Source organism: Bradyrhizobium sp. SZCCHNS1022 (genome assembly GCF_032484835.1).
Classification (GTDB): Bacteria; Pseudomonadota; Alphaproteobacteria; order Rhizobiales; family Xanthobacteraceae; genus Bradyrhizobium.
Map to the genome: position 1 here is coordinate 456,507 of NZ_JAUETT010000001.1, position 16,479 is coordinate 472,985.

Genomic DNA, 16,479 nt, shown 5'->3' on the forward strand with positions numbered 1-16,479 from the left:
TTTGAAAATATTGAAAGTTCAAGAATTGGCATGCATATAGAAACGGCAGCAACTGCCGGACATTCATTCAATTCCGCTGACCAGTGAAGTTCCACCGTGGCCAAACCGCCCAGCGCTGACGCGCCCCTCACCGACCATCTCGCTTATCTGCTCGCGCAGGCCAGCCGGGAGATCAACCGGCAGCTGGAAACGCGCCTCAGCACCGAGGGCGTGCCGGTGGAGCAATGGCGCATCCTGAAGGTGCTGTCCGACGGCGAGGGGCACTCGATGGGCGAGCTCGCGGACGCGGTCCTGCTCAATCATCCGACCCTCACCAAGATGGTCGACCGCATGGTATCGGACTCGCTGGTCTATCGCCGGCAGGATGCGGAGGATCGCCGCAAGGTGCTGATGTTCATCTCCGACCGTGGCAAGGCGCTGTGCAAGCGCCTCAACTCGCTCGCGGTGAGCCAGGAGGCCCACATCGTGGAGAACTACGGCGGCAAGGCCACCGGCGAACTGAAGCGGCTCTTGGAGAATCTGATCGACGCGGCGAGCTGACGATCGGTCCCCGATAGGACGGTGTCGTCCCGGCGCACGCCGGGACCCAAACGCCGCAGCAGTCGTTTTTGGCAGGCTTCGAGTAACAATTATCGCAACACAGGCGGCGGTGGTTATGGGTCCCGGCATGCGCCGGGACGACGGCGATCATGTCGCTCAATCTGCGGCAAATCGAACGCGGCTCAAACCGGCGATGGACGCCAGCCGAATCCTCCATCATTGTTGACGTGATCGGTCGCGACGAACGGGCCAAAGAGCCCGCGCGCGACCGGCGGGCGACCTCCTCTCGCGGAGGCCGGCCGGGAAGGAACGTCACCGGGAGGATCAAGGCCATGACAGGCATCCACCTGCTCGATCGCATGATCGGCAGCGATTATCCGAACTTCGCCACTGCGGCGGATATCCGCGCTTTCGAACAAGTCCCTTACGCCGAGCGCATTGCAGCGCAGAGCACGTTCGACGCGATCAAATGCGGTGCGGCCGCCAACCTCGACGCACCGGCGATCCAGTTTCTTGCCAACGCCGATCCCGCAGACACGCCGCTGGTCGTGACCTATCGCGACCTCGTGGCCAAGGTCACGCAGGCCGCCAACATGTTTCACGCGCTCGGTGTCGGCCCTGGCGACGTCGTCAGCTTCATGCTGCCGCTGCTGCCGGAGGCCTTCATCACGCTGTTCGGCGCCGAGGCCGCCGGGATCGCCAACCCGGTCAATCCGCTGCTGGAGCCGCACCAGATCGCCGAGATCCTCGACGCCGCACGGACCAAAGTGCTGGTGGCGCTCGGCCCCGTGCCCGGCACCGACATCTGGCAGAAGGTCGAGAAGGTGCGCGGCGGCCTGAAGCATCTCAAGGCGATCGTACAGGTGCATGGCGGCGGCGACCCCGGCAACGGCATTTTCGCCTTCAACGACCTGATCACGCCGCAGCCGGCCGATCGCCTGGTGAGCGGCCGTCAGATCGCAGCCAGCGACACCGCCGCCTATTTCCATACGGGCGGCACCACGGGCACGCCCAAGCTGGTGCGGCACAGCCACGGCAATCAGGTCTACCAGGCCTGGGCCGTGAACCTGCTTCTGAAGACGAGGCCCGGCGCCACGCTGCTGTTCGGCATGCCGCTCTTCCATGTCGGGGGATCGCTGACCCAGGCGCTGCCGACCTTCAGCGCCGGCGGCTCGCTCGTGGTGCTGTCGCCTTCCGGATGGCGCAATCCGGCCGCCGTCCGCAACATCTGGGGCCTGGTCGAACGCTTCAGGCCTGAGACGCTGTCGAGCGTGCCGACCGTGCTGGCGGCGACGCTCGCAATCCCGCAGGGCAATGCCGACATATCGAGCCTGCGCTATGCCGCCGGCGGCGGCTCGGCGATTCCGGTCGCCGTCGGCCAGGCCATCCAGGACAAGCTCAAGCTGCCGGTGGTGGAGGTCTACGGCATGACCGAGACCTCGAGCGTGCACACCATGGCCTATCCCGACCGGCCGATCCGGCTCGGCTCGGTGGGCCTGCCGCTGCCTTACGCGCGCGTACGGATCGTCAAGCTCGATGCGAGCGGCGCCTATGAGCGCGATTGCGCCGCGGACGAGATCGGCGTCGTCACCATGGCCGGCCCCGGCGTGTTCTCGGGCTATCTCGACGATGCTCACAACAAAGGCGCGTTCGTCGAGGGCCATTGGGTGAACTCCGGCGATCTCGGCCGGCTCGACCAGGACGGCTTCCTCTGGATCACCGGCCGCGCCAAGGATCTGGTGATCCGCGGCGGCCACAACATCGATCCCGCGCCGATCGAGGACATCCTGTTCCAGCATCCGGCGGTCGGCTTCGCCGCCGTGGTCGGACAACCCGACGCTTACGCCGGCGAGTTGCCGGTCGGCTATGTGCAGCTCAAGGCGGGCGCGTCCGTGCAGCCGGGCGAGCTCGAGGACTGGGTACGCGCACGCACGCCCGAGCGGGCGGCCGTCCCCGTGCAGGTCATCCCGATCGACCCGATGCCGCTCACCGGCGTCGGCAAGGTGTTCAAGCCGCAGCTGCGCTGGGACGCGGCGAGCCGCGTCTTCACCAAGGCGCTGTCGCAGCTGACCGGTCGCGGCATCGATTGCACCGTGAAGGTCGGCCCGCACGGCAGCCATGGCAGCCTCGCGACGGTGACGTTGCGGAATGTGCCGGCGGACGCGCGCGAGGCGATCGAGAACGAGGTGCACACGCTGCTGGCGCCGTTCGTGATGCGGCACGAGGTGGTGCAGGAGTGATTTTTGGTTTCGAATGAAGCCGCCGTCTCGACGTTTGATCGAGACGGAGATGGTCTGGTACAACGCCTGCGTGTTTCGTTGCGTTTGCAGGGCCGGGGCAGATGAACCATACGGATATCGCCATTGCGGTCGAAGACGCCAAGCAAGCTGACATAGCCGGCCTCATCGCAGAGGCCGACGCATATTTGCGGACGCTCTACCCTGATAAAAGCAATCATCCCATCGACGCCAACGCGCTCTCGGCACCCGGAGTCGTCTTTTTTGCCGCCCGTCGCGAGCGAACGCTGCTGGGCTCGATCGCCCTTCGGTTCCTCGTTCCAGGACATGGCGAGATCAAGCGATTATTCGTGCGCGAAGCTGCCCGAGGCTGTGGCCTCGGACGCAAGCTCCTCGTGACATTGGAACGCGAGGCCAAGGCTCGCGGGATCGAGCGCGTCAGCCTAGAAACGGGGATCAGCCAGCCGCAGGCAATCCAGCTCTATCGCAGCTCCGGCTATCAGGAATGTGGGCCTTTCGGTAGCTACCAACTCGATCCGTTAAGCCTGTTCATGAGCAAACGATTGGCGCCTTGACCGGGGCTGCGCGCGAACGGAGCTTACGCAGAGCAGAGGCCGGATGGCGTCGAAAGATGCGATCCGGGTGAGCGGGTCCAATCCAACAGCAAGAATCCCCGCGCGTCTGCCTCTCACCCCAACCCTCTCCCCGTGAAGGACGGGGAGAGGGAGCGGACCGTCTGTGTGCAACAGCTCGCTTCTGTCGGAGCCGTATCGCGGGGCAAGCGACCGCAGCTAATCCTTCGCCGGAAGGCCCGGCCCGAGCCGTTGTACGCGCAGTACTCCCAGCGGCTCTGCGCCCCCCCTTGTCTACCGCGACCTTGCGCAGCAAATCCGGCCGGTCCGAGATGATGCCATCGACGCCCATGTCCATCAGGCGCGCCATGTCCTCGGGCTTGTTGACGGTCCAGACCACGACGCGCAGCTTCAGGTCATGTGCCTCGGCCACCAGCGCGGGCGTGACGTCCTGGAAATAGGGCGACCAGACTGCGCCGCCGGCCACCGCAATCGTACGTGGCAGCGAGCCGCCATGGTCGGCTGGATTGAAGCCCGCGGTCCAGCTCGTGGCCGCATCCAACGACACGGTCGGCGCCTTGCCTCGTTGCAGGGTGAGATAGACGGTCGGGATATCAGGCGCGCGCGCTTGCACCAGTAGCAGCGTGCGCCAGTCGAACGACTGGATCATCACGCGGTCGGTGAAGTTCTCTGCCTTCAGCAGCTCGAGCAGCAGTGTGACGAAGCGCTCCGGCTCCGGCGCCTCAGTTGGGTGATCCGGATCGAGCTTGGTCTCGATGTTAAGCCGCACGGTGGTGTTGCCGGAGCTGCGGACGAGGTCGATGACCTCCTTCAGCGTCGGAATCCGCGGCGGCGGAACGGCCGGAGCCGCGAGAGCATGCTGCTCCGGAAACTGCTTTGCATAGGCGCTGCCGGGTCGGATCTGGCCAATGTCGTAGGATTGCACCTCGGCCAGCGGCAGCTCGATCAGCAGTGGCCCAGGCGGCGCGACATAATTGCCGCTCGCATCGCGCGCCAAATCAGGATTGAGCCGCCGCTCATGCGAGACCACGAGCACGCCGTCACGGGTGACGCCGACATCGAGCTCGAGCGTGTCGACGCCCATCGCCAGCGCGGCGGCGAAGGCCTGCAGCGTGTTTTCCGGAAACAGTCCGCGGCCGCCGCGATGGGCCTCGATGTCGAATGCCATGGCCGGGCTTGCGAGCAGAAAAAACGAGAGGGCTAGAGAACGACACCACATCGCGCAAGCCTATCATACCGCAGCACGCCGGTCCCCATTTCCCTTGTCTCGCCTACCCTTCTGAATTAGGCCTAAGCTCCAAGACCGGCGCCAATACCGGCGCCATCCGGAGGGAGCTCGACGCGGTGCAAGGCCGCCTCGCCATAACGCGACGCATCCAGCCTCTTCCAGACCTTCTTTCGAGCCTACGCGACGGACCATGCCCATGACCGATCTTCCCGTAATCATCGCCGGCGGCGGCATCGGCGGCCTCGCGACCGCGCTCACGTTGCAGCAGATCGGCGTGCCCTGCGTGGTCTATGAGTCGGTGCGCGAGATGCGCCCGCTCGGCGTCGGCATCAACCTGCAGCCCAATGCGGTGCGCGAGCTGTATGACCTCGGCATCGGCGAGGCCGATCTCGATCGGGTCGGCGTGCCCGCCAAAGAATGGGCGCTGGTCGGGCTGAACGGCAACGACATCTATTCCGAGCCGCGCGGCGTGCTGGCCGGCTACAACTGGCCGCAATATGCCGTGCATCGCGGTCAATTCCATCTGCTGCTCTACCGGACGTTCATCGAGCGGGCCGGGCGCGACGCCGTGCGGCTCGGCAGCCGCGTCCATGCTTACGTGAAGAACGCAGACGGCTCCGTGACCGCTTTGATCGAGCACGCCGATGGCACGACCTCGAAGGCGCGCGGCAGACTGCTGATCGGCGCCGACGGTATCCACTCCGCTGTTAGGTCGCAGATGCATCCGAACCAGCCGCCGATCCATTGGGGTGGCGCGGTGATGTGGCGCGGTGTCACCCGCGCCAAGCCGATCCGTACCGGGGCGTCCTTCGTCGGGCTCGGCACCCATCGGCATCGCGTGGTGATCTATCCGATCTCCCATCCCGACAAGGATGGTCTGGCGCTGATCAACTGGATCGCCGAAGTCACGATGGACAATTCCGAAGGCTGGAAGCAGACCGGCTGGTTCAGGCAGGTCCCGGTCGGCGACTTCGCGCACCACTTCGCCGGCTGGACCTATGACTGGCTCGACGTTCCCGCGCTGATCGCAGGCAGCGATGACGCCTATGAGAACCCGATGATCGACCGCGATCCGATTCCGACCTGGGTCGACGGTCCGGTGGCGCTGCTCGGCGATGCCGCGCATGCGATGTATCCGACCGGTTCGAACGGCGCGAGCCAGGCCATTGTCGACGCTCGCGTGCTGGGCGTCGCGATGCTGGAGCACGGCGTCACGCCGGCCGCTCTCGTCGCCTACGATGCAAAGCTGTGCGGTCCGATCTCGCAAGTCATCCTGCGCAACCGTGGCGCCGGCCCGTTCGGCCTGCTCAACATGGTCGACGAACGTTGCGGCGGCACGTTCACCAACATCGACGACGTGATCCCGCCGGCCGAGCGCGACGCCTTCATGGCCGGCTACAAGAAGGCCGCGGGCTTTGCGGTCGAGCAACTCAACGCCGCGCCGCGGACGATCGCGGAAGGCGCGAAGGTGCAGGCGAACGCCGCCTGATCCGAACTCGCTGTCGTCCCGGGCAAGCCCAGCGGCGCTGGGCGCCGACCCGGGACCTATACTCACCGTTATCAGTTAGGAAGCACGCTGGAGCGACCAGCGCACCTCACCACATCGCCCTGTGGTTATGGATCCCGGCGTTCGCCGGGATGACGGCGGGAGGCTGGGAGGCAGCTCGGCCAACAACGTCATCGCGAGCGGAGCGACGCAGTCCAGGGACGAGGACGCGACTCTGGATTTCATCGCTACGTTTGCGATGAGGGCTGAGAATCCGCCCTCAAACGTTACGCGTACCGGCCGTGGCAGTGCTTGTACTTCTTCCCGGAGCCGCACGGGCAGTCCTCGTTGCGGCCGACCTTGCCCCAGGTCTCGGGATTTTTCGGGTCCCGCGCCTCGGCGACGGCGGCATTGGCGGCCGGTGCCAGCGAGACATTGGCGAACGCCATCTCATCCTCGCCGGTGTTCGGATCAGCATGGTGCACCTGCATCGGCGGCAGCATCTGCTGCTGCTCTTCCGGCGGCACGATCTCGACCCGCATCAGCTGCGCCGTGACGGCCTCGCGCAGGTGAGCGACCATGGCCTCGAACAGCGTGAAGGCTTCCGACTTGTACTCCTGCAGCGGATCGCGCTGGCCGTAGCCGCGCAGGCCGATCACCTGGCGCAAATGGTCCAGCATGATCAGGTGCTCGCGCCAGAGATGGTCCAGCGTCTGCAAGAGGATCGTCTTCTCGACGTAGCGCATTACGTCGGGACCCCATTGCGCCACCTTGGCCGCCATCCGCTCGTCGACGTGCTTCTCGATGCGGTTGAGCAGCTCCTCCTCGGCGATGCCTTCCTCCTTGGCCCATTCGTCGACCGGCAGATCGACATCGAGCACGCGTTTGAGCTCTTCCTTCAGACCGGCAACGTCCCACTGCTCGGCATAGGCATGCTCGGGAACGTGCTTGGCGACGAGATCGTCGATGAAGGCGTGACGCATGTCGGCGACGGTCTCGGCGACGCTGTCGTCCTTCATCAGCTCGACGCGCTGATCGAAGATCACCTTGCGCTGGTCGTTCTGGACGTTGTCGAACTTCAGGAGATTCTTACGAATATCGAAGTTGCGCGCCTCGACTTTCTGCTGCGCCTTCTCCAACGCCTTGTTGATCCAGGGATGGATGATGGCCTCGCCCTCTTTCAGGCCGAGCCGGGTCAGCATGCTGTCGAGCCGGTCGGAGCCGAAGATCCGCATCAGATCGTCTTCCAGCGACAGGAAGAACTTGGAGCGGCCGGGATCGCCCTGACGACCGGAGCGGCCACGCAGCTGGTTGTCGATGCGGCGGGACTCGTGGCGTTCCGAGCCGATGATATAGAGCCCGCCCGGCTTCTGCACCGTCTTGGCGGCCTTCGAACCCTTCGCAGGCTCGACCTCGACGGTCTCCTCCGCCTTCAAGACGATCTCGCGGAAGCGCTCGACATCGGCCTTGATCTGCTCGATCTTCTTGGCCTTCTCGGCCTCGTCGGTGATGCCCGCCGTCTCGAGTTGCATGCGCATGTCGAGCGAGCCGCCGAGCTTGATGTCGGTGCCGCGGCCGGCCATGTTGGTCGCGATCGTGATCGCGCCGGGAACGCCGGCTTCCGCGACGATATAGGCTTCCTGCTCGTGGAAGCGCGCGTTCAGCACCGCGAACAGCTTGGCGGGCTTGCCGGCGCGGGCGGCCGCGTAGAGCTTGTCGAGCGCGCGTTCGCTGCCGAAATCGATCTGCTTGTAGCCGTGCTGCTTGAGATAGGCGGCCAGCACTTCCGACTTCTCGATCGACGCCGTGCCGACCAGCACCGGCTGCAGCCGCGCATTGGCGCGTTCGATCTCGGCCAGGATCGCGGCGTATTTCTCCTGCTGGGTGCGATAGACCTCGTCGTCCTCGTCGAGGCGGGCCACCGGCAGGTTGGTCGGGATCTCCACCACCTCGAGCTTGTAGATGTCGAACAGCTCGTCGGCCTCGGTCGCGGCCGTGCCGGTCATGCCGGCGAGCTTGTCGTACATGCGGAAGTAGTTCTGGAAGGTGATCGAGGCGAGCGTCTGGTTTTCCGGCTGGACCGGCTGGTGCTCCTTGGCCTCCAGGGCCTGGTGCAGGCCTTCCGAATAGCGGCGGCCGGGCATCATGCGTCCGGTGAATTCGTCGATGATGACGACCTCGCCGTCGCGGACGATGTAATCCTTGTCGCGGGTGAACAAGGTATGCGCGCGGAGCGCCTGGTTGATGTGGTGCACGACGGAGACGTTCTCGACGTCGTAGAGCGACTCGCCCTTCAGGAGCCCGGCATCGCGCAGCAGGGTCTCGATCTTCTCCATGCCGGCTTCGGTGAGCGTCACCGTGCGCTGCTTCTCGTCGACCTCGTAGTCGGTCTTGTCGAGTCGCGGCACGAAAGTGTCGATGGTGTTGTAGAAGTCGGAGCGGTCATCGAGCGGACCGGAGATGATCAGCGGGGTGCGCGCCTCGTCGATCAGGATGGAGTCGACCTCGTCGACGATCGCGAAATAATGCCCGCGCTGGACCATGTCCTCCAGCCGGTACTTCATGTTGTCGCGGAGATAGTCGAAACCGTATTCGTTGTTGGTACCGTAGGTGATGTCGCAGGCATAGGCGGCCTTGCGTTCGGCATCGTCGAGGCCGTGGACGATGACACCCGTGGTCAGGCCGAGGAAGCCGTAGATCTGGCTCATCCAGCCGGCGTCGCGGCGGGCGAGGTAGTCGTTGACGGTCACTACATGCACGCCCTTGCCGGCGAGCGCATTGAGATAGACCGCGAGCGTCGCGACCAGGGTCTTGCCTTCGCCGGTCTTCATCTCGGCGATGTCGCCCTCGTGCAGCACCATGCCGCCGATCAGCTGCACGTCGAAATGGCGCTGGCCGAGTGTGCGCTTGGCGGCCTCGCGCACGGTCGCGAAGGCCGGCACCAGGATGTCGTCGAGCGTCTTGCCCTCGGCGAGTTGCTTTCGGAACTCCTCGGTCCTGGCTTTCAGGGCCTCGTCCGACAGCGCGGCCACCTCCGGCTCGAGCGCGTTGATCGCGTTGACACGCGCCTGGTACCCCTTGACCCGTCGGTCGTTGGCGGAGCCGAAAAACTTGCGGGCGAGCGCGCCGATCATGCGAAAATCCTGCCTATGTGGGTCTGCGTTGCAGCCGTAGAGGGTCTATCCGGTTCGCCCCGGTCCCATGATGACGCACCGCAGCACCAGCAGACCGGCTCAAGGTTGGGAGCTCGCGCAGTACCGCCAGATGCGTGGGATGTGAGCAAACCAAGGTCCAACGGCCAAAAACGCAGTAAAATAAGCGCTATCGCCCTTGAAGCGATCGGCCAGAGATATGGCTGGGGGGCATGCTTGTCAACGGCGCGCCGCGCTCGCCAAATCGGCCCTGACCTGTCGCTAATTTCACGAAATTGACAGACTTTTCGCGTTGCCAAGGCCGCGCGATTGGGCGAGTGTCCCGCCGCTTTGAGGTCCCTCTCGCGCCCTCACTTCAAGAAGGATTTTCCATGACCACCTCGTTCCCGGTTACGAAAACCGGCCTGCGCTTCGGCCTCGCGACCGCGCTGGCCGGCAGTCTCGCGCTGACCCTGATCGCGGGCCCCGTGCGCGCCGCGGAGGACCCGAACCCCGTGCTCGCCAAGGTGAACGGCGTTGAAATCCGCAAAAGCGACGTGGCGCTCGCCGAGGAGGAGCTGGGGCCGAGCCTGGCACAGATGGATCCGGCCAGCCGGGACGACAATGTGCTGTCGTTCCTGATCGACATGAAGCTCGTCGCGAAGGCGGCCGAGGACAAGAAGATCGCCGACACCGAGGATTTCAAGAAGCGCCTCGCCTTCACCCGCAACCGCCTGTTGATGGACAGCCTGCTCGCCAGCGAGGGCAAGACCGCGACCACCGACGATGCGATGAAGAAGGTCTATGACGAGGCCTCCAAGCAGATCGGCGGCGAGCAGGAGGTGCATGCCCGGCATATCCTGGTCGAGACCGAGGACGAAGCCAAGGCCGTGAAGGCTGAGCTCGACAAGGGTGCCGACTTCGCCGAACTCGCGAAGAAGAAGTCCAAGGACCCCGGCGCCTCCGACGGCGGCGATCTCGGCTTCTTCACCAAGGAGCAGATGGTCCCGGAATTCGCCAAGGTCGCCTTCGCGCTGGAGCCGGGCAAGATCTCCGATCCGGTGAAGACCCAGTTCGGCTGGCACATCATCAAGGTTGAAGAGAAGCGCAACCGCAAGCCGCCGGAGTTCGACCAGGTCAAGAGCCAGATCGAGACCTATGTCACCCGCAAGGCGCAGGCCGACTACGTCGCCAAGCTGCGCGCCGACGCCAAGATCGAGCGCACCGACAAGCCGGCGGATGCGGCCGCCAAGCCGGATGCCGCGAAGCCGGCGGATGCAAGCAAGCCGGCCGATCCGGCGAAGAAGTAAAACGAGGGACGCCATACGCGTCATCCGCTCGTCATAATCAGTATCGCCCCGGCCTTGCGCCGGGGCTTTTTTTTGGCGACGCCCGTCCGCGGGGGCACAGGACGTCTCCGCATCAACGGTGTCGTCCCGGCGCCGGGACCCAGATCGCGTGATGCTCGATGCGGGCACGCGGCAAGTACCGGGCACGTCAGCAACTCAGGTGGTTATGGGTCCCCGCGTTCGCGCGAACGACAGCGGAGTACGGCGCACTCACTCTCCCACCCTGGCATCGAAAGTGATACAGAGCGGCTCCCGCCAATCCTGCCGCCGGAAGCCCGATGTCCTCAGCCGTTTCTCCGCTCGCCCCGACCGACGTTCCCGATATGCCCGCTGTTGCGGGCGTCAAGCTCGCCACCGCGGCCGCCGGCATCCGCTACAAGAACCGCACCGACGTCCTGTTGGCCCTGCTCGACCCTGGCACAACCGTTGCCGGCGTGTTCACGCTGTCCAAATGTCCCTCGGCGCCGGTGGAATGGTGCCGTGCCAAGCTCAAGGGCGGCAAGGCCCGCGCGCTCGTGGTCAATTCCGGCAATGCCAACGCCTTCACTGGCAAGACCGGCCGGCAATCGACTGCACTGACCGCCTCGATCGCTGCCAAGGCCGTCGGCTGCAAGCAGGACGAGATCTTCCTGGCCTCGACCGGCGTGATCGGCGAGCCACTCGACGCCACCAAATTCGACGGCGTGCTGCAGGGCTTGGCCGGCACCGCCATACCCGAGGACTGGATGGGCGCTGCGCAAGCCATCATGACCACCGACACCTTCCCGAAAGTCGCGACCGCGACCGTGAAGCTCGGCAAGGCCAAGGTGACGATCAACGGCATGGCCAAGGGCGCCGGCATGATCGCGCCCGACATGGCGACCATGCTGTCCTTCATCTTCACCGACGCACCGATCTCCGCCCCGGCGCTGCAGGCGCTGCTCAAGGCCGGCGTGGAGGACACCTTCAACGCGGTGACGATCGACGGCGACACCTCGACCTCCGACACCCTGCTCGCCTTTGCCACCGGTGCGGCGGCCGCCAATGGCGCGCCGAAGATCAGCCGGGCCAGCGATCCCAGGCTTAAGGCCTTCGTCAAGGCCTTCAACGCCGTGCTGGCCAACCTGGCCGAGCAGGTGGCCCGCGATGGCGAAGGCGCACGCAAGCTGGTCGAGATCATCGTCGAGGGCGCCAAGAGCAAGCCGTCGGCGCGCAAGATCGCGATGTCGATCGCCAATTCGCCGCTGGTGAAGACCGCGATCGCCGGCGAGGACGCCAATTGGGGCCGCGTGGTGATGGCTGTCGGCAAGGCCGGCGAGCCGGCCGATCGCGACAAGCTCTCGATCTCGTTCAACGGCATCCGCGTCGCCAACAAGGGAGCGCGCGATCCGTCCTATGACGAGACGGAAGTCTCGGAGGCGATGAAGGCGCAGACCATCCAGATCAAGGTCGCGCTCGGCCTTGGCAAGGGCCGCGACCGCGTGCTGACCTGCGACCTCACCAAGGACTATGTCGCTATCAACGGCGATTACAGGTCGTAGCCGCTCAGAGCCGCCCTGCGACCTTGACCGTGAGATTGACGGTGCGCGTGACCGGGTGATTAAGCATGTCCTGCCCCTCGCGCGCATAGACGAGATGATCCTCGCCGACGAAGCCGGGCCGAGACACGTACACGATCCGGTTGCCACTGATCGAGACGGCGCCGTTGCTCGGCGGGGAAACCAGCCGCGTGCCAAAAGTCGGTCCCATTGAACGCGTCAGAATGATGCTGCAGCGCTTGCCGGTGACCGCGAACATTGTTCCTTCGACAGTCTGATTGTTAAGGGTCCTGATGAAAGGAACACTGCAGGTCCCCGCGGAGGCCTGGGTGCTGAGCACCAAAGCCACCATCCACGCAAATCCTATTGTCCTGATCATGCCTGTCCCGCCCGACGATTGCGACGACAACTGGAGCGCGAATAGAGCTGAGGCGGAGTTATAAATCAATGCCTCCATGCAGCTGCAGAGCCCGAGCAGACTTCAACCGCTGATGCGCGCGTCGGCGACCGCCTTCTTGAACAGCGCGTTCATCGCGTCCGCGATCCCCTGCGTCGGCGAGACCTCGAAGTAGAAGCCGTCCGAGGCGCAGGCCTGCATGTTCTGCGCGATCTCGCTGTTCGGTGATGGACCGAACGGTCCCTTGTTGAAGGGATCGATCCAGGCCATGTACCAGCTGTTGGTCGGCAGCTGCAGATAGGTGGTGTAGAGCACGGCGATCTTGATGCCGCGGTCCTTGAGCGTCTTGCAGAGCGCGGGATTGATCGGCGACTGGCAGCGCGGCGAAATATTGCCGAAGGTCGTGTTCTTCATCGGCTTCAGGCAGCCGGTGTTGCTCTCGTCCGCCACACCGTCGGAGACGAAGAACAGATATTTGAGCGGCGAGCCGGCGCTGCCGTCGCCCGGGTTCGGGATCTGGTTGTTGATCGCGGGAAAGATGGTGCTGAACTGGGTGTCCTTGTCGGCGGTGTAGGCGTCGTTGTTGCCGTAGACCCCCATCAGGTCGATGTTTCCGGCCGCCGTCTTGGCGCTCGACAGGCTCGATGACAGGCTGAACAGCGCCCGCAGGCCGATCGTCTTCGACGCTGCGCCGAAATCGTAGATCGCCATCCGGAACTGGTTTTGATAGGTCTGGGTCTGCGCCGCCGTATCCATCAGTTGCTGGGTGGCGCTGCGCAACACGTCGATCCGCGTGGTCACACCGAGCGACTTGGCGAGATTGTAGTAATTCTTTGACGTGTTGTAGTCGTGGCAGGCGAAAGCACACTTGTCCGGCGTGTTGCTGACCATCTTGGTCACGTCGGCCGGCGTCGCCGCCACGCCCATCGACGGCGAGTTGTCCAGGAGCAGATAGAAATCGATATATTTCGGCATCGTCGCCGTGGCCGTCGAGGAGCCGTTCATGGTCATCGACTTGATCCCGACCACGTTCATGAACATGGTCGGCATGGTCGCCGTGTAAGACACGGTGGCGGTGACCACCGAACCCTTCTTCTCCACCAGCGGCGTCAGGCTGGTCAGCGTGTAGCCGGTGCTGCCGGCGATATTGCCGTTGAAGATGTTCTTTGCATCGGTATTGCCCACGTCGATCGTGCCATCCGAAGTCATCGAGCCCGCAGCAGCGAAGGCCGGCGACGTCCTGGACACGGCACCGACCGAGGCAGCGTCGACTGCGGCCTGCAGCTTGGCCCGGACCTGGTTGTGACGGCTATAGTCGACAGCGCAGCCGACCGCCGAGATCACCGGCACGCAGACGATGGCGAAGGTGACCGCAATATTGGCCTTGGTGTCGCGGCGAAATCGCGTGAATAAACTGGACAAAGAACTCATGGGACAATGCCTGACGAACGTGCGCCTGTAACGGCCAAGTCCCGTAGAATTGCGCGAAAACAGATTAAACTTGGCTTATTTCGATCGTAGAAATCGGCCCCTTCCAAGGTCGGAATCCGAAGTTCGCTCCATTTCGTAAGCGGCCTCGTCGGCGAACGTCGAATTCGGACCCTCGTGCAGCATCTGCAGCAGGCAGCTGGCGAACTTCGAATTCACTGGTTAAAGAACGGTAACCGCTGCGGCGTGGCTGCAGCCTGTAGACATCGAACCGCGAAGAGCGAACAGCATCGAACATGGCCGAATTCAAACTCACGCTCGTCGTCGCCTGCGCCCTGATCGATGCCGACAAGCGCGTGCTGCTGGCGCAGCGTCCGCCCGGCAAGACGCTGGCAGGCCTCTGGGAATTCCCGGGCGGCAAGGTCGAACCCGGCGAACGGCCGGAAACGAGCCTGATCCGCGAGCTGCATGAGGAGCTCGGCATCACCGTCAGCGAGCCGTGCCTCGCGCCGCTGACCTTTGCGAGCCACGCTTACGAGAATTTCCACCTCTTGATGCCGCTCTATATCTGCCGGCGCTGGGAAGGACAGGTGGCGGCGCGCGAGGGCCAGACGCTTGCCTGGGTGCGGGCCAACAAACTGCGCGACTATCCGATGCCGCCCGCCGACATTCCGCTGATTCCGCATCTGATCGATCTGTTGATGTGACAGAGCACGGACGGCACCGCATACTCCGTCATCGCCGGGCTTGACCCGGCTATCCACGATGCGGCAACGGGAAAGACCTGGATGCCCGCGACGAGCGCGGGCATGACGAGTGACATGCGGACTAAGCCTTCGTTCCGCGCTTCACCGCGTCCTCAAGCCTGGCTGTCGCCGAGCCGGGCTTCAGCGGCTTCTGCTGGCTCTCATGCGGGGCCCAGCCCGACAGCCAGATGATATCGAAGGTGGCACGGATGCGGCCGTCGGGATCGGCGAACCGCTCGGCGTAGATCTCGGCCATACGGAGCAACGTCGACCGGCGGGTCGGCGTGCGCCGCCGCTCGATCAGGCTGTTGGCGGCGCCCATGCGCCTGATGTCCTGCATCAGGCTGAACGCATTGGCATAGCGCACCACCACGCGATCGACATCGCTGACAGGAAGCGCGAATCCGGTACGCTGCAACAGGCCGCCGATGTCGCGCAGATCGGCGAAGGGCGCCACCCGCGGCGACACCCCGCCCTCGCATTCGGCCTCCGCGGCAGCGAACGCCTGCCGCAGCTCGGTCAGGCTGTCGCCGCCGATCATCGCCGCCAGCAACAGCCCGTCGGGCCGCAAGCTGCGGCGGATCTGCGCCAGCACGCCGGGCAGATCGTTGACGAACTGAAACGCGAGCGCGGACAGCGCCAGATCGAGCGATTGTGGCGCGACGCCCAGTTCCTCCCGCGCGGTCTCCGGCGCGACCACATGCGAGAATTTCGCAAAGCGATCGACGAACGGCGCCCGCAGGCCGCCTGGCGACCAGATGTCGGCAACATCGGCAAAGCTGCGGTTCACAGCCAGCAGCCGGTCGCCTATGTCCTCGACGACGCGCTCCATCAGGAACGTCTCGGGCGCGCGCGCCGCGCGGCGCTGCCGCGCTGCCAGCAGCGCGCGATCGAACAGGATGGGCGCGGAATTGGGATTGGTCGTCATGGTCCGTGGTTACGCCGATCTGAGGGGCCTTAGCAATCCGCCGCTTGAGCCTCTGCGGGAGCGGCGGTACCGTCAACGCATGGACGTCGGCATCGCTCCCCTCCGTTCAGCTGCGACCAGGATGCGCACCGCTTTCGGCGCCATCAACGGCGCTTGCGCTGGCCTCGCCAAGCTCGCGCTCGACATCGCCCTGCCGACGCTATGCATTTCCTGCCGCGAACCGGTGGATGGCGAGGGCGTCTGCGCCGCCTGCTGGGGCAAATTGTCGTTCATCGAACGCCCCTATTGTCCGAAGCTCGGCATTCCCTTCGTCTACGATCCCGGCCCGGAGCTGCTGTCGATGGAAGCGATCGCGAGCCCCCCGGCCTATGCGAGGGCACGCGCGGCGGTCCGCTATGACGAGGTGGCCCGCACCCTGGTTCATGCCCTAAAATACCAGGATCGCACCGACCTCGCGCCGGTGATGGGCCGCTGGATGGCGCGGGCCGGCCGCGAGCTGCTCGAGGGCGCCGATGCGCTGGTGCCGGTGCCACTGCATTGGCGGCGCGGCTTTGGCCGCCGCTACAACCAGTCCGGGGCGCTGGCGCGGTCGGTCGCACGCGAGACCGGCGTCAGGCTCCGGAGCGACCTCCTGCGCCGGGTGCGCGCGACCGAGCAGCAGGTCGGGCTGTCGCGCAGCCAGCGCGCCAGCAACGTGCAGGGCGCCTTCCAGGTCGCGCCGGACTGCCTTTCCGATGTGCAGGGGCGCCGGATCGTGCTGGTCGACGATGTCTTGACAACAGGTGCGACGGTCGACGCCTGCGCACGCGCGCTGCTCAGGGCCAAGGCTGCAGAGGTCAGCGTGCTGGTCTTCGCCCGGGTTGTCGATGCGCCGCGAAGTCCCATATAATCCTGCACTT

13 protein-coding genes are annotated in these 16,479 nt (G+C 64.9%); 8 read left to right on the forward strand and 5 right to left on the reverse strand.

Annotated features, from left to right (window positions below; genetic code table 11):
- The first annotated feature begins 96 nt into the window (after window positions 1–96).
- From QX071_RS02035 to QX071_RS02045, 3 genes are all read left to right on the forward strand, one after another.
- Entirely contained in the window at window positions 97–540 is a 444-nt protein-coding gene (locus QX071_RS02035; RefSeq protein WP_315702519.1) for a MarR family transcriptional regulator, read from the forward strand.
- Window positions 541–872: 332 nt separating this feature from the next.
- The gene (locus QX071_RS02040) at window positions 873–2,780 is read left to right on the forward strand and encodes an acyl-CoA synthetase (protein ID WP_315702518.1); all 1,908 of its coding nucleotides are present in this window, start codon (window positions 873–875) and stop codon (window positions 2,778–2,780) included.
- 101 nt (window positions 2,781–2,881) lie between these two features.
- The gene (locus QX071_RS02045; protein ID WP_315702517.1) at window positions 2,882–3,352 is read left to right on the forward strand and encodes a GNAT family N-acetyltransferase; all 471 of its coding nucleotides are present in this window, start codon (window positions 2,882–2,884) and stop codon (window positions 3,350–3,352) included.
- On the opposite strand, the gene QX071_RS02050 is transcribed toward QX071_RS02045, so the two are convergent.
- Window positions 3,327–4,538: a glycerophosphodiester phosphodiesterase gene (locus QX071_RS02050; protein ID WP_315702516.1), complete on the reverse strand. Its 1,212-nt coding sequence runs from the start codon at window positions 4,536–4,538 to the stop codon at window positions 3,327–3,329. The two genes, QX071_RS02045 and QX071_RS02050, sit on opposite strands and share 26 nt — an antisense overlap.
- Window positions 4,539–4,794: 256 nt before the next feature.
- Here QX071_RS02050 and QX071_RS02055 point away from each other — a divergent pair, with 256 nt between their 5' ends.
- Window positions 4,795–6,087, forward strand: a complete 1,293-nt coding sequence (locus QX071_RS02055) for a flavin-dependent oxidoreductase (RefSeq protein WP_315702515.1) — start codon at window positions 4,795–4,797, stop codon at window positions 6,085–6,087.
- Window positions 6,088–6,371: 284 nt separating this feature from the next.
- On the opposite strand, the gene secA is transcribed toward QX071_RS02055, so the two are convergent.
- Window positions 6,372–9,218 carry a preprotein translocase subunit SecA gene (secA, locus tag QX071_RS02060; RefSeq protein WP_315702514.1) on the reverse strand — a complete coding sequence of 949 codons (2,847 nt, stop codon included), beginning with the start codon at window positions 9,216–9,218 and terminating at the stop codon, window positions 6,372–6,374.
- A 389-nt stretch (window positions 9,219–9,607) separates the two neighbouring features.
- Between secA and QX071_RS02065 the strand changes: the two genes are divergently transcribed.
- On the forward strand, window positions 9,608–10,525 hold the full coding sequence (locus tag QX071_RS02065) for a peptidylprolyl isomerase (protein WP_315702513.1): 918 nt from the start codon (window positions 9,608–9,610) through the stop codon (window positions 10,523–10,525).
- 317 nt (window positions 10,526–10,842) lie between these two features.
- Window positions 10,843–12,084 (forward strand): bifunctional glutamate N-acetyltransferase/amino-acid acetyltransferase ArgJ, encoded by a 1,242-nt coding sequence (gene argJ / locus QX071_RS02070; protein WP_315702512.1) that lies wholly within the window; start codon window positions 10,843–10,845, stop codon window positions 12,082–12,084.
- Between the two features lie 4 nt (window positions 12,085–12,088).
- On the opposite strand, the gene QX071_RS02075 is transcribed toward argJ, so the two are convergent.
- Both QX071_RS02075 and QX071_RS02080 read right to left on the reverse strand, forming a co-directional pair.
- The gene (locus QX071_RS02075) at window positions 12,089–12,340 is read right to left on the reverse strand and encodes a hypothetical protein (protein ID WP_315702511.1); all 252 of its coding nucleotides are present in this window, start codon (window positions 12,338–12,340) and stop codon (window positions 12,089–12,091) included.
- A 222-nt stretch (window positions 12,341–12,562) separates the two neighbouring features.
- Window positions 12,563–13,909, reverse strand: coding sequence for a TadE/TadG family type IV pilus assembly protein (locus QX071_RS02080; RefSeq protein WP_315702510.1), 1,347 nt, complete (start codon window positions 13,907–13,909; stop codon window positions 12,563–12,565).
- Window positions 13,910–14,202: 293 nt separating this feature from the next.
- On the opposite strand from QX071_RS02080, the gene QX071_RS02085 reads away from it, so the two are divergent.
- Window positions 14,203–14,613: a (deoxy)nucleoside triphosphate pyrophosphohydrolase gene (locus tag QX071_RS02085; protein ID WP_315702509.1), complete on the forward strand. Its 411-nt coding sequence runs from the start codon at window positions 14,203–14,205 to the stop codon at window positions 14,611–14,613.
- 121 nt (window positions 14,614–14,734) lie between these two features.
- On the opposite strand, the gene QX071_RS02090 is transcribed toward QX071_RS02085, so the two are convergent.
- On the reverse strand, window positions 14,735–15,580 hold the full coding sequence (locus QX071_RS02090) for a methyltransferase domain-containing protein (protein ID WP_315702508.1): 846 nt from the start codon (window positions 15,578–15,580) through the stop codon (window positions 14,735–14,737).
- 79 nt (window positions 15,581–15,659) lie between these two features.
- On the opposite strand from QX071_RS02090, the gene QX071_RS02095 reads away from it, so the two are divergent.
- Complete coding sequence (locus tag QX071_RS02095) at window positions 15,660–16,469, forward strand: ComF family protein (RefSeq protein WP_315702507.1); 810 nt, start codon at window positions 15,660–15,662, stop codon at window positions 16,467–16,469.
- Window positions 16,470–16,479: the final 10 nt, after the last annotated feature.

Excerpts from the sequence above, each read along its gene's own strand:
- QX071_RS02040 (WP_315702518.1), top strand. The coding sequence starts at position 873 with ATGACAGGCATCCACCTGCTCGATCGCATGATCGGCAGCGATTATCCG.
- QX071_RS02045 (WP_315702517.1), top strand. The coding sequence starts at position 2,882 with ATGAACCATACGGATATCGCCATTGCGGTCGAAGACGCCAAGCAAGCT.
- QX071_RS02050 (WP_315702516.1), bottom strand. The coding sequence starts at position 4,538 with ATGGCATTCGACATCGAGGCCCATCGCGGCGGCCGCGGACTGTTTCCG.
- QX071_RS02055 (WP_315702515.1), top strand. The coding sequence starts at position 4,795 with ATGACCGATCTTCCCGTAATCATCGCCGGCGGCGGCATCGGCGGCCTC.
- secA (WP_315702514.1), bottom strand. The coding sequence starts at position 9,218 with ATGATCGGCGCGCTCGCCCGCAAGTTTTTCGGCTCCGCCAACGACCGA.
- QX071_RS02065 (WP_315702513.1), top strand. The coding sequence starts at position 9,608 with ATGACCACCTCGTTCCCGGTTACGAAAACCGGCCTGCGCTTCGGCCTC.
- argJ (WP_315702512.1), top strand. The coding sequence starts at position 10,843 with ATGTCCTCAGCCGTTTCTCCGCTCGCCCCGACCGACGTTCCCGATATG.
- QX071_RS02075 (WP_315702511.1), bottom strand. The coding sequence starts at position 12,340 with ATGTTCGCGGTCACCGGCAAGCGCTGCAGCATCATTCTGACGCGTTCA.
- QX071_RS02080 (WP_315702510.1), bottom strand. The coding sequence starts at position 13,909 with ATGAGTTCTTTGTCCAGTTTATTCACGCGATTTCGCCGCGACACCAAG.
- QX071_RS02085 (WP_315702509.1), top strand. The coding sequence starts at position 14,203 with ATGGCCGAATTCAAACTCACGCTCGTCGTCGCCTGCGCCCTGATCGAT.
- QX071_RS02090 (WP_315702508.1), bottom strand. The coding sequence starts at position 15,580 with ATGACGACCAATCCCAATTCCGCGCCCATCCTGTTCGATCGCGCGCTG.
- QX071_RS02095 (WP_315702507.1), top strand. The coding sequence starts at position 15,660 with ATGGACGTCGGCATCGCTCCCCTCCGTTCAGCTGCGACCAGGATGCGC.